At 75.8% G+C, this 12,349-nt stretch carries 12 protein-coding genes; 5 read left to right on the top strand and 7 right to left on the bottom strand.

Annotation, left to right across the window (positions count from 1 at the left end; translation table 11 throughout):
- Positions 1-92 precede the first annotated feature (92 nt).
- From GQ466_RS21425 to GQ466_RS21415, 3 genes are all read left to right on the top strand, one after another.
- The gene (locus GQ466_RS21425; RefSeq protein WP_161104768.1) at positions 93-1,073 is read left to right on the top strand and encodes a zinc-binding dehydrogenase; all 981 of its coding nucleotides are present in this window, start codon (positions 93-95) and stop codon (positions 1,071-1,073) included.
- A gap of 82 nt (positions 1,074-1,155) precedes the next feature.
- Positions 1,156-1,650, top strand: a complete 495-nt coding sequence (locus GQ466_RS21420; RefSeq protein WP_161104767.1) for an OsmC family protein — start codon at positions 1,156-1,158, stop codon at positions 1,648-1,650.
- A gap of 28 nt (positions 1,651-1,678) precedes the next feature.
- Positions 1,679-3,145, top strand: a complete 1,467-nt coding sequence (locus tag GQ466_RS21415) for a TerD family protein (RefSeq protein WP_161104766.1) — start codon at positions 1,679-1,681, stop codon at positions 3,143-3,145.
- A 98-nt stretch (positions 3,146-3,243) separates the two neighbouring features.
- Here the strand turns inward: GQ466_RS21415 and GQ466_RS21410 are convergent, their stop codons facing one another.
- From GQ466_RS21410 to GQ466_RS31845, 4 genes are read right to left on the bottom strand one after another with little or no spacing between them, the layout of a single operon-like run.
- Positions 3,244-3,873 carry an HhH-GDP family DNA glycosylase gene (locus tag GQ466_RS21410; RefSeq protein WP_161104765.1) on the bottom strand — a complete coding sequence of 210 codons (630 nt, stop codon included), beginning with the start codon at positions 3,871-3,873 and terminating at the stop codon, positions 3,244-3,246.
- Between the two features lie 31 nt (positions 3,874-3,904).
- On the bottom strand, positions 3,905-4,639 hold the full coding sequence (locus GQ466_RS21405; protein ID WP_378186709.1) for a ribonuclease HII: 735 nt from the start codon (positions 4,637-4,639) through the stop codon (positions 3,905-3,907).
- A gap of 20 nt (positions 4,640-4,659) precedes the next feature.
- Positions 4,660-5,265, bottom strand: a complete 606-nt coding sequence (locus tag GQ466_RS21400; protein WP_161104763.1) for a response regulator — start codon at positions 5,263-5,265, stop codon at positions 4,660-4,662.
- A complete protein-coding gene (locus GQ466_RS31845; protein ID WP_202420827.1) occupies positions 5,262-6,389 on the bottom strand; it encodes a histidine kinase in 1,128 nt (375 codons plus the stop codon). Before GQ466_RS31845 ends, GQ466_RS21400 begins: the two co-directional genes overlap by 4 nt.
- Before the next feature lie 101 nt (positions 6,390-6,490).
- On the opposite strand from GQ466_RS31845, the gene GQ466_RS21390 reads away from it, so the two are divergent.
- Complete coding sequence (locus GQ466_RS21390; protein ID WP_161104827.1) at positions 6,491-8,947, top strand: AAA family ATPase; 2,457 nt, start codon at positions 6,491-6,493, stop codon at positions 8,945-8,947.
- Between the two features lie 34 nt (positions 8,948-8,981).
- Positions 8,982-10,025 (top strand): DNA glycosylase AlkZ-like family protein, encoded by a 1,044-nt coding sequence (locus GQ466_RS21385; protein ID WP_161104762.1) that lies wholly within the window; start codon positions 8,982-8,984, stop codon positions 10,023-10,025.
- Here GQ466_RS21385 and GQ466_RS21380 read toward each other — a convergent pair.
- The 3 genes from GQ466_RS21380 to GQ466_RS21370 form a co-directional block, all read right to left on the bottom strand.
- Entirely contained in the window at positions 10,018-10,869 is an 852-nt protein-coding gene (locus GQ466_RS21380; protein WP_237418191.1) for a 5-oxoprolinase subunit C family protein, read from the bottom strand. The two genes, GQ466_RS21385 and GQ466_RS21380, sit on opposite strands and share 8 nt — an antisense overlap.
- A 119-nt stretch (positions 10,870-10,988) precedes the next feature.
- Positions 10,989-11,585, bottom strand: coding sequence for a 5-oxoprolinase subunit PxpB (gene pxpB / locus GQ466_RS21375; RefSeq protein ID WP_161104760.1), 597 nt, complete (start codon positions 11,583-11,585; stop codon positions 10,989-10,991).
- Positions 11,582-12,334, bottom strand: a complete 753-nt coding sequence (locus GQ466_RS21370) for a LamB/YcsF family protein (protein ID WP_161104759.1) — start codon at positions 12,332-12,334, stop codon at positions 11,582-11,584. Before GQ466_RS21370 ends, pxpB begins: the two co-directional genes overlap by 4 nt.
- Between the last annotated feature and the right edge of the window lie 15 nt (positions 12,335-12,349).

The raw sequence follows: 12,349 nt of genomic DNA, 5'->3' as shown, positions 1-12,349 counted from the left end.
GGGACATCACGCGCGCCGTGACCGGGCAGGGTTGACCTTGAGTGCGCTTGAGGTTGAAGGGTGGGAGCGTCTACCGAAAAGGGGAGTGGCGTATGCGTGCTGTCGTCGTTACGGCGTTCGGGGGACCGGACGTCCTGAAGTGGGAGGACGTGGCGGAGCCCGTCGCGGGGGATGGGCAGGTGCTCGTCCGGGTCGAGGTCGCGGAGATCAACTTTGTGGAGACGCAGTTGCGGCGGGGGTTCTCGCCGGGGCCGCCGTTGCCCGAGGTGCCGTTCGTGCCCGGCGGGGGAGTTGCGGGGACGGTCGCGGAGGTCGGGGGCGGTGTCGATGCCTCGTGGGTCGGGCGGCGCGTTGTCACGCGGACGGTCGATGGGCGGGGTGGGAACGCCGAGTTCGCCGTTGCGGATGTCGAGTTCCTGGTTCCGGTGCCTGAGGGGCTTGGGATGCCGGAGGCTGCCGCTTTGTTGAACGACGGGCAGACTGCGCTTGCGTTGTTCGAGCGGGCCGCTGTCAAGCCTGGGGAGTGGGTGTTGGTCGAGGCGGCGGCCGGGGGGCTCGGGAGTCTGCTCGTCCAGCTCGCGCACGGTGCCGGGGCGCGGGTCGTCGGGGCTGCTAGTAGTTCCGCCAAGTTGGACGTGGCGCGTGAGCTGGGGGCCGAGGCCGTTGTCGACTACTCGCGGGACGGGTGGGCGGACGCCGTTCGGGCTGCCACCGGTGGGCGTGGGCCTGATGTCGTGTTCGACGGCGTCGGCGGGGCGATCGGGCGGGCGGCGTTCGAGGTCACGGCGGGTGGGGGACGGTTCTCGATCCATGGCGTGTCCAGCGGGGAGATGACGACGGTCGATCCGGCGGAGGCGGCCGAGCGCGGGGTCACCGTGATCGGGATCGACCAGCTGTTCGCGCTGGCCGGTGCTGCGGACGCGCGGGACCGGGTCGCGCGGGTGCTCGCGGATGCCGCGGCCGGGCGGCTGCGGCCGGCGATCGGGCGCACGTTCCCGCTGGCGGATGCTGCGGGCGCGCATGCGGCGATGGAGGCGCGTTCGGTGCCGGGGAAAACGCTCCTCGTCGTCTGAGGGCCGCTACGGGGGCGGGCGCGGGGTCGTGCGGCGGCCCCGCGCCCTGCGGCGGTCCGCCGTGCGGTCGAGAATGGGCGGCATGGCCAGAACACACCGTTACGGGATGACCGTGACGTGGACCGGGGACACCGGGACGGGGACGAGCGGGTACCGCGCCTACGAGCGGGCCCATGAGGTGAGCGGCGAGGGCAAGCCGGTGATCGCCGGGTCCGCCGATCCGGCGTTCCGGGGCGATCCGGCGCGGTGGAATCCCGAGGAACTGCTGGTGGCGTCGCTGTCGCAGTGTCACATGCTCTGGTATCTGGGGCTTTGTGCGGCGGAGGGCGTCGTCGTGACCGGGTACGTCGACCGGCCCGAGGGGACCATGACCGAGGAGCGGGACGGGTCCGGACGGTTCCAGGAGGTCGTCCTGCGTCCCGAGGTGACGCTCGCGCCCGGCGCGGACGTCGAGCGGGCGCGCGCCCTCCACGAGCGCGCCCACGAAATGTGCTTCATCGCGTCTTCTGTCAGCTTTCCGGTGCGTCATGAGCCGGTGTTCGGGAACCTCGGCGGGGGCTCGTCCGTCTCGCTGTGAGGACGGGGTCGTCGAGCGAGGAGCGTTCATGTCGTTGCAGAAGGGCGCCAACACGGCGGTGCCCGCCGCCGCGGTCCGGGTCGAGCTGGGGTGGCGCGGCGGTCCCGGGGCGCCCGACGCCGACGCGTCCGCGCTGCTCCTGGCGGCGGACGGACGGGTCAGAAATGACGACGACTTCGTCTTCTACAACCAGCCGGGCCATCCGTCCGGCGCGGTGCGGCACGAGGGCAAGCAACCGGGGGCGACGGTCCGGGACGTCCTCGCGGTCGACCTGGCGCGCGTCGAGCCCGCCGTGGAGCGGGTCGTGATCGCGGCGTCGGCGGACGGGGGCACGTTCGCGCGGTTCGCTGACCTGTACGTCCGGGTCGTGGACGCGGCGGACGGCACCGAGATCGCCCGCTTCGACAGCACCGGCGCCACGACCGAGACGGCCTACGTCCTCGGCGAGCTGTACCGCAGGCAGGGCGCGTGGAAGTTCCGCGCCGTCGGGCAGGGCTACGACTCGGGCCTCGCGGGGCTCGCGACCGACTTCGGGATCTCGGTGGACGACGCGCCCCCGCCCGTCCAGGAGCAGCCCCCGCCCGCGCCTGAGCCGCAGCAGTACGCGCCGCCGCCCGCGCCCGAGTCCGCCCCGCCGCCGCCCGCGCCCGACCAGCACCAGTACGCGCCTCCGCCGCCGTATGAGCCTCCGCCCGTGCAGCACCAGTACGCCCCGCCGCCTCCGCCCGCGCCGGTGCAGCACCAGTACGCGCCCCCGCCGCCGTATGAGCCTCCGCCCGTCCAGCACCAGTACACGCCGCCGCCCGCGCCCGCGCAGCAGCAGTACGCGCCGCCGCCTGCTGCGGCGCAGCCCGGCGCGGCGGGCGGGAAGATCTCGCTGACCAAGAGCGCGCCGTCGGTGTCGCTGACCAAGCACGGCGCGACGTCGGGCAACATGCGCGTCAACCTCAACTGGACGGCGCGCTCGGGCGCGGCGCGGGGCCTGCTCGGCAAGCGCCGTCGCGGCGTCGACCTGGACCTCGACCTGTGCTGCCTGTGGGAGCTGACCGACGGACGGCGCGGCATCGTCCACGCGGTCGGCGACATGGGCGCGCTGGACCGTCCCCCGTACGTGCAGCTCGACAAGGACGACCGCACCGGCACCGTCGAGACCGGCGAGAACCTGGTGATCAACCTCGACCACACGGCGAAGTTCAAGCGGATCCTGGTGTTCGCCGAGATCTACGACGGCGCCGACGACTTCCGGGGCCTGGACGCGACCGCCACCCTCTACCCGGTCGGCTCGCCGCCGATCGAGATGCGGATGGACGACTGCGCCGACGCGTCCCGCGACGCCGTCCTCGCGCTGATCGAGAATGTGGGCGGCGAGCTGGTCGTGCGCCGCGAGGGACGGTTCGTGCTCCCCCCGCCGGGCCGTCCGCGCTGGGGCAAGATGGCCGTGGACGAGGCGTACGGCTGGAACCTGGAGTGGGTCGCCTCGCGCGGCAAGGACTAGGTGGTGTTTCAAGAGTCCCGGCCTGCTGCGCTCGCCTGGCGGCTGAGGCCGACGTTGAGGCGCGCTCTAGGCCCGCGCGGCGGCTGAGGCTGCGCGCTCTAGGCGCGGGCGACGGCGTCGGCGAGCTTCTTGTCCCGCGCGACGCGGACGAGCCCGGCGGTGAACCGCGCCACGTCCTTGCCGGGGACGCCCGCCTTGCCGGGGTCGCCGGGCAGGCCGACGCGGTCGGCGCCGCGCAGCGCGAGCCGGTCCACGTAGGGCCGCAGCCACGGCCAGACGGCCTGCGCCTCGCGGCAGAAAATGTCCGCCCCGGTCGGCCCGATCCCGGGGAACTGCTCCAGCAGCTCGGCGGCGCGCGACCGGTCCCGGCCGGCCTTGTCGGGCAGGCGGCGCAGGTCGCCGCCGTACACGTCGAGGACGATCTCCGCCATGCGCCCGAGCCGCGTCGCGGTGCCCTCGTCGTAGCGGCGGTAGTGGGCGCGGCCGAGCGCGTCCACCCGGGCCTGCCAGCTCAGGTCGGCCATGCCGCGCGGCGTGCCGCCCCCGGCGGCGAACAGCTCGCGCGCGGCGGCGACGGCGATCGTGGCGGAGATGCGGGTGCTCAGCAGGTTGGCGAGGACGAGCAGCTTCCACAGCGCGGCGGGCTGGTCCTTGACCGCGATGCCCGCCTCCTCGGCGTAGGTCTGCCGTCCGGCGTCGTCCAGGAGCTTCTTGGCCTTGGCGTCCATGCGGCCCGCCTACCCGCGACGGGCGCGTCCCTCACATCAGGCTGAGCTGGCCCTCGCCGGCGTTCGGGTCGCGGTGCCGCTTGAGGTGCCGCCAGCGCGGCAGATCGTCCAGATACGACCAGCTCAGCCGGTGGTGCGGCGTCGGCCCGGACTCCTCCAAAGCCTTCTGGTGGACGGGCGAGGGATAGCCCGCGGCCTCGGCGAACCCGTAGCCGGGGAAGTCGGCGCCGAGCGCGGCCATGTGCGCGTCGCGGTGGACCTTGGCGAGGACGGACGCGGCGGCGACCGTAACGGAACGTTGATCCGCTTTCACTTCGCAGCGCACCCGCCACGGACGCCCGAGGAAGTCGTGCGAGCCGTCCAGCAGCACGATGTCGGGCGCGACGGGCAGCGCCTCCAGCGCCCGCACGGCCGCCCGGCGCAGCGCGGCGGTCATCCCCAGCTCGTCGATCTCGGCGGGCGACGCGGAACCGAACGCGTGCCCGGCCAGCCAGCCGGGCAGCACGGCGGCGAACGCGGACCGGTGCGCGGCGGTCAGCAGCTTGGAGTCGGTGAGCCCGACGGTCTTCCCGCCGCGTCCGGGCAGCTCCGGCGGATCGGACAGATCGGTGACGGCCGCGCAGACCACCACGGGCCCGGCCCAGGCGCCGCGCCCGACCTCGTCCACCCCGGCGATGACGGGCGCGCCGCCGAGCGCGTCCCGCAGGGCGTGCTCGATCGCGTAGTCCGCCCGCCCGCGCGGCGCCGGCGCCGGTGCCTCCAGCAGCTCGTCCATGACGGAGAAGCCTAGAGCCACCCGTTGTCGCGCGCGGTGTGAAGCGCCTCGACGCGGTTGCGGGCGCCGGTCTTCCCGATCGCCGACGACAGGTAGTTGCGGACCGTGCTCTCCGACAGGTGCAGCGCGCGGGCGACGTCGGCGACCGTGGCGCCGTCGGACGCGGCCGTCAGCACGTCGCGCTCGCGCGCCGTCAGCGGGTTCGGACCGACCGACAGCGCGGCCGTCGCGAGCGCCGGGTCCACGACGCGCTCGCCCGCGAGGACGCGCCGGATCGCGGCGACCAGGTCCTCGATCGGCCCGTCCTTGACCAGGAAGCCGTGCGCCCCGGCGTCCATCGCGCGCCGCAGGTAGCCGGGGCGGCCGAACGTCGTCACGATGAGCACCCGGCAGCCGGGCAGGCGTTCGCGCAGGTCGGCGGCCAGGTCCAATCCGGTGCGGCCGGGCATCTCGATGTCCAGCACGGCCACGTCGGGACGGGTCGAGAGCGCGGCGTCCAGCACCTCGGCGCCGTCCCCGATCTCCGCGACGACCTCGATGTCGTCCTCCAGACCCAGCAGCAGGGCGAGCGCGCCGCGCATCATGCCCTGGTCCTCGGCGAGCAGCACCCGGATCACGGCGCCTCCCTGAGCCGGACGGTCAGCGCGAACCCGCCGCCGGGGCGCGGCCCGGCCGTCAGCGAGCCGCCCGCGTCCGCGACCCGCTCCCGCAGGCCGCGCAGCCCGTGCCCGCCGGACGGCGCCCCGGCGGCGGAGCCGTCGTCGACGATCGACAGCACGTCGTCCTCCCAGGTGATCTCGCAGGTCCGGGCGCCGCTGTGCCGGACGACGTTCGTGACGCCCTCCCGCACCGCCCAGCCGAGCAGCGCGTCCGCCGCGGGCGGCGGATCGCCCGAGCGCCGCACGACCGGCTCGATCCCGGCGGCGGCCAGCGCGGACCGCGCCGCGTCCAGCTCGGCGGCCAGGCCCCGCCCCCGGTACCCGGCGACGGCCTGCCGGACCTCGCCGAGCGCGTCCCGCCCGACGCTCTCGATGTCGGCGGCCTGCCGCGCGGCGAGCGCCGGGTCCCGCTCGGCGATCCGCCGCACGGCCTGCGCCTGCACGACCATCAGCGACAGCGTGTGCCCGAGCAGGTCGTGCAGGTCGCGGGAGAACCGCAGCCGCTCGCGCTCGACGGCCGCCGACGCCAGCTCCTCGCGGGCGTCGCGCAGCAGCGTGATCACCAGGAAAAGCCGGACGACGATCGTGGTCACGAGCCCGGCGGTGAGCGTCGTCCAGGCGGCGGCGACGACCGCGCCCGTCCCGAGGCCGCCGAGCCACGCGGACCCGGTCGCGACGGCCGTCACGCCGCCGACCCCGGCGAACATCGGCACCTCCAGCCCGCCGCGCGGACGCGGCAGATGCCCGATCACCGCGCCCGTCGCGACGCCGAGGACGCCGAGCGCCGACAGCCAGTGCCCGCCGAACCACGCGATCGCCGTGCCGGTCGCGGCGGTCTGCGCGGCCAGCAGCAGGACGGCCGCGCGCAGCGGGCGCCGTCCGTCGAACGCGGTGCGCAGCGCGGCGACGAACAGCACGGCGACCAGCGCGACGAGCAGCGCGGCGGCCCAGCGCGGGCGCGCCGACCCCGACACGACGTCGGACGCGGGCCACGCCAGCACGAGAACCCACACCGACAGGCCGCGCGCGTCCGGCCCGGAGCCGTCGATCCGGGCGAGGTCGGGCGGCGGACGGCGCCTCACCTGCGACTCTCCTGATCCACGCCGCAACCGTACCTGCGGCGTTCCGACGAACCCGCGGCGAAGAGTCCCATTCGGCCGGGTCCTGCGATTTACTCATGGGGATGGCACGGTTCGGCGGCTTCCACTCCCGCCCGGCGACGGCGATCGCGACGACGGCGCGGGATCTGTTCGAGCGCCTGCGTTCGCGGTACTTCCAGGTCCCGGCGGGACTGCGGTTCCTCGGCGGCCTGGTGCTGCTCGCGGCCGTCGCGGCGGCGGCGGTCGTGCTGGACGGCCCGGTCGCGCTCGTCGCGGGCGCCGCCGCGGCGCTGCTGACGGTCGGGCACCTCGTGCTGCGGACCCCGGCCGGCACCGCGCTGCTCCTCGTCGTCGCCGGCTGGGTCGGGGTGTGCTTCCCGCTCGACCACCTCTACCGGGCGCCCTACGACGGCAACGCGCTCGTCCTGGCGACGCTCGCGCTGCCGGTCGCGGTCGCGTCCGCGCGGCTCGGCGGGTTCGCTCCCTGGCGGACGGCGCTGCTGGCGTTCGGGACGGGCGGGCTCGTCGCCGCCGCCGGGGCCGCCGTCGCGCCGCGCGCCGGGATCGTCGCGGCGGTCGCGGCGATGGCGGCCGTGCTCGTCCACCGCTGGCTGCGGTCCCGGCAGACGGTCGCGGCCGAAGCGTACGAGACGGGCTGGGTGCAGGAGCAGGCCGAGCCGGAGTCGGCCGTCCCCGCGCCGCGCGCGCCCGAGCCACCGTCGGAGGTCGCCGTGGAGACCGCTCCGGCGGCGGGCGTCCCGGCGGCGCTGCAGGCCGCCTACGAGCAGCGCGTGGCGGCGTCCCCGGGCGACGCGCCCAGCATCTCGGTCGAGGAGGCGCTCGCCGAGCTGGAGGCGATGGTCGGGCTGGAGCCGGTGAAGCGGCAGGTCCGGTCGATCGCGGCGTCGCTGGAGGCCGCGCACCTGCGCGCCGCCGCCGGGGTGCCGACCGAGAAGCCGATGCGGCACTTCGTGTTCGTCGGGCCGTCGGGGACGGGGAAGACGACCGTCGCGCGCGTCCTCGCCAAGATCTTCTACGCGTTCGGGCTGCTGCCGTCGCCGCTGGTCGTGGAGGCGGGCCGCGCGGACCTGGTCGGTGAACACCTCGGCGCCACCGCGATCAAGACCACCGCGCTGATCGAGTCGGCGCTCGGCGGGGTGCTGTTCATCGACGAGGCGTACGGGCTGGTCAACGCGGGGGAGGGGCGGCCGGACCGGTTCGGGGACGAGGCCGTCCAGACCCTGCTCAAGCGCGCCGAGGACGACCGCGACCGCCTCGTCATCATCCTGGCGGGCTACGAGACGCAGATGGACGCGTTCCTGGACTCCAACCCGGGCCTGGCGTCCCGGTTCGGCACCCGCGTCCACTTCCCGAGCTTCCAGCCCGACGAGCTGCTGCGCATCGCCGAGTACCACGCCGGGCTGCGCGGCGACCGGCTCGCCCCCGACGCCCGCGCCCGCCTCGCCGATCGGTTCGCCGACGTCCAGCGGCGGGGCATCGTGGACGAACTGGGGAACGGCCGGTTCGTACGGTCGCTGACCGAAGGGGCCGCGCGCGCCCGGGACGTCCGGGTCGTCGGGGACGCCGCGTCCCCGCCCACCGCCGACGACCTCGTCACGCTGCGCGCCGTGGACGTCGACGCCGCGTTCGCCGAGCTGACCGAGCGCTACCGGGGATTCGCCGAGACCCCCACACTGGACGAGGCCCTGCGGGAACTGGACGCGATGATCGGTCTCGCGCCGGTGAAACAGCAGGTCAGGGAGATCGCCGCGCAGGCCCGCGTGGCGCGGCTGCGGCAGGAACAGGGGCTCGTCACCCGTCCGCCGACCCGGCACTTCGTGTTCACCGGCCCGCCCGGCACCGGGAAGACGACCGTCGCGCGGCTGCTCGGCCGGGTGTTCGCCGCGCTCGGGCTGCTCGCCCGTCCGGTCGTGGTCGAGGCGCAGCGCGCGGACCTCGTCGGCGACCACCTCGGCTCCACCGCGCTCAAGACCAACCGGCTGATCGACTCCGCGCTCGGCGGCGTGCTGTTCATCGACGAGGCGTACGCGCTGGCGGGCTCGGGGTACGCGGGCGGGGACGCGTTCGGCGCCGAGGCCGTCCAGACGCTGCTGAAGCGCGCCGAGGACGACCGGGACCGGCTCGTCGTCGTCCTCGCCGGCTACGAGGCCGACATGGACCGGTTCCTGGCGTCCAACCCGGGCCTGGCGTCCCGGTTCGGGACGCGCGTGACGTTCCCGTCCTACGGGCCCGACGAGCTGCTGCGGATCGCGCAGCTCGTGGCCGAGCAGGGCGGCGACGTGTGGGCCGAACGCGCGCTGGACGACCTGGCCCTGGTGTTCCAGCGCGTCGTCGGGCAGGGCCGCGTGGACGAGCTGGGCAACGGCCGGTTCGCCCGCACCCTGTACGAGAAGGCGTGCGCGTGCCGGGCGCTGCGGGCGGCGGAGCTGGGGGACGCCGCGACGGCCGCGGACCTGACCGTCCTGACCGCCGGGGACGTCCGGGACGCCTACGCCGGGCTGGGGCGCGTCTCGTCCTGACGGTTCTGTCGGGGGCGCGTGGTTGGATCGGGCCATGCTCTCGGTGACGTGGCCGCAGGTGCTGGCCTGGCGGATGCGGCGGCAGTTCCTCGCCGGTTCTGACGCGGACACGGCCGTCGCGGTCGCGCGGCGGCTCGGCGGCGTGCAGGCGCAGGTGGCGTCGGCGGCGGAACTGGCGGTGGCGCTGCGCGGCGCCTCGCCCGCCGCTCCGGCGCTCGCGGACGGGTCCCTGGTGAAGACGTGGGCGATGCGCGGGACGCTGCACCTGCTCCCGTCCGCCGAGGTGGGCGCGTATCTCGCGGTGTGCGCCCGCGTCCGGAACTGGGAGAAGCCGAGCTGGCAGCGGACGTTCGGCGCCACCCCCGCCGACCTGGAGGCCATCGCGGCGGCGGCTGCGGACGCGCTGGCGGGCGGCGCCGTGCTGACCCGCGAGGAGCTGACCGCCGCGATCGTGGAGCGGACCGGGTCCGAGCACCTGGCCGAGGTGCTCGGCTCGGGCTGGGGGACGCTGCTCAAGCCGTTGGCCTGGTGGGGCGTGCTCTGCTACGGGCCGCCGCGCGGCACGCGGGTCACGTTCACCGCGCCGGTCGGTGTCTCGGCGCCGCCGGTGGACGAGGCAGGCCCGCTCGTCGTCCGGGCGTTCCTCGGCGCGCACGGGCCCGGCACGCCCGCAACGTTCGACCAGTGGCTGACGCGCGGCAACCTGCGCAAACGCGAGGTCGCCGACTGGTTCGACGGTCTGGAGGACGTCTCGGTGGACGGGGTGCCGATGAAGGTCCGTCCCGGGGACGCCGCGGAGATCGCGTCCGGGCCGCCCGCCCCGGCCGTCCGGCTGCTCGGGCCGTTCGACCAGTACGTGCTGGGCGCGGGGACGTCGGCGGGCTACCTCGTCCCGGCCGAGCACCGCGCGGCGGTGAGCCGCGCGGCCGGGTGGATCTCGGCGGTCGTGCTGCACGAGGGACGCGTCGCCGGGGTCTGGGAGGCCAAGGACGGCGACGTCGCCGTCACCACGTTCACCGACGTGCCCGCCGACCCGCTCGGCACCGAGGTCGACCGGGTGCGGGCGCTGCTCACCTGAGCGCCCGGAACCGGACGTTCTGCCCCGGGCGGAGCTGCGCGGCCAGCGGCACGTCGGCGGCGGCGACCACGGCGAGGACCGGGTAGCCGCCCGTCGTCGGATGGTCGGCGAGGAACAGGATCGGCAGGCCGTCCGGCGGCACCTGGAGCGCGCCGGTCACCATGCCCTCGCTCGGCAGCTCGCCGTCGCGGGCGCGGGCGAGCACGGGGCCGTCCAGGCGCACGCCGACGCGGTTGGACGCGTCCGTGACCGTGTAGTTCCCGCCGGTCAGCGTCGCCAGCGCGTCCCCGTCGAACCAGTCGTCACGCGGCCCCGGCCGGACGCGCAGCTCAGGCGTTTCGGGCAGCGGCGGAACGGGGGCGAGGTCCACCGCGATGGGGTCCAGACCGTCCGCCGGGCCGAGCGGGACGACGTCGCCCGCCGCCAGCGGACGCGGCCCGAGCCCCGACAGCAGATCGGCCGAACGGCTGCCGAGCACCGCGTCCGGCGTCAGCCCGCCCCGCACCGCGACGTACGTCCGCACGCCCCGCACCGGCGCGCCGACTTCCAGCGTCGCGCCCGCCGGAACCCGGAACGGCGCGTTCATGCCCTGCTGCCGCCCGTCCACGGCGACGGGCGCAGGAGCCCCGGTGACCACGGCCCACACGCCGCGCTCTGGCCGCAGCGCCGCCCCGCCGAACGTCAACTCCAGCCCGGCCGCCCCCTCGGGATTGCCCGCGAGCCGGTTCGCGAGCCGCAACGCAGGCACGTCCGCCGCCCCCGACCCCGGCACCCCGAGATGCGCCAACCCAGCCCGCCCGAGATCCTGCACCGTGGCCAACGGCCCCGCCCGCACGACCACCAACCCGCACTGTGCTGCCCGTTCGCCTACGGCGCGCTGGGTGCCGCGCGCTTCCCTCGTCGCTCTGGTCGCAGGCTCCCGCCGCTCCTCAGTCCAGCGCGCGGCGCGCGCCTCCGGCTCACTCATGCGTCCTCCCGGACGAAGCGGACGCGGGTGCCGGGGGAGAGGAGGGACGGGGGGTCGCGGTCGACGTCCCACAGCCGTGTGTCCGTGCGGCCCAGCAGGCGCCAGCCGCCCGGCGAGGACGACGGGTACACCGCCGTGTAGGGGCCGGCGATCGCGACCGCGCCCGCCGGGACGGACGTGCGCGGGGTCGGGCGGCGCGGCACCCGCAGGTCGTCCGGCAGGCCGGTCAGGTAGCCGAAGCCGGGGGAGAAGCCCAGGTAGGCGACCGTGTACTCGGCGGCGGCGTGCTGCGCGGCGACCTCGGCGGCGGTGCGGCCGGTCAGGTCGGCGACCTCCGCCAGGTCCGCGCCGTCGTAGATCACCGGGATCTCCACCGGGGGCGCGTCGGCGGCCGTGCGCGGCGGGGGCGTCAGCGCGGCGACCCGTTCGGCGAGCCGGTCCGGGTCGCCGGTCGTCGTGATCAGGACGGTCCGCTCGCCCGGCACGACGTCCACCACGCCGGGCAGGCTTGCCGCGCGGACGGCGGCGTCCAGCCGGTGCGGGTCGGCGGTCTCCACCAGCAGCGCCGCGTCCCCGGCGCGCCGGATCCTCATGCGAACGGCTCCGGCGTGACCCCGGCGGCGACCAGCGCGTCCCGGACGGCCCGCGCCAGCCCCACCGCGCCCGGCGTGTCCCCGTGGACGCAGATCGACCGGGCGCGCACCGGCACCGCCGTCCCGTCGATCGCCTTCACCTCGCCGTCCACCGCCATCGCGACGGCGCGCCGCACCACCGCCTCCGGGTCGTGGATCACCGCGCCGGGCTCGCGCCGGGACACGAGCCGTCCGTCGGGGGTGTAGGCGCGGTCGGCGAACGCCTCCGCCACGACCGTCAGATCGTCCGCCGCCGCGAACACCGCCGAGCCCGGCAGCGTCAGCAGCGGCAGCGCCGGGTCGTACGCGCGGACGGCCGCCGCGACGGCCGCCGCCTGCACCGGGTCCCGCGCGATCCGGTTGTAGAGCGCGCCGTGCGGCTTGACGTAGGCGACGCGTCCGCCCTGGGTGCGCGCGATGCCGTCCAGCGCGGCGATCTGGTACAGGACCTCGGCGGTCAGTTCGTCGGGCGGGACGTCCATCTCGCGCCGCCCGAACCCGGCCAGATCCCGGTAGGACACCTGCGCGCCGATCGTCACCCCGTGCCCCACCGCGCCCGTGCAGACGCGCCGCAGCGTCAGCGGATCACCCGCGTGGAAGCCGCAGGCGACGTTCGCGCTCGTGACGATCGACAGCAGCGCCGCGTCGTCGCCCAGCTCCCACCGGCCGAAGCCCTCGCCGAGGTCGGCGTTGATGTCGATGACCGCCATCCCGCCATTGTCGCC

Source organism: Actinomadura rayongensis, assembly GCF_009831215.1.
Taxonomy (GTDB): domain Bacteria; phylum Actinomycetota; class Actinomycetes; order Streptosporangiales; family Streptosporangiaceae; genus Spirillospora; species Spirillospora rayongensis.
The sequence above is the reverse complement of the archived record's forward strand: the minus strand, read 5'-3'. Positions and strand labels throughout refer to the sequence as shown.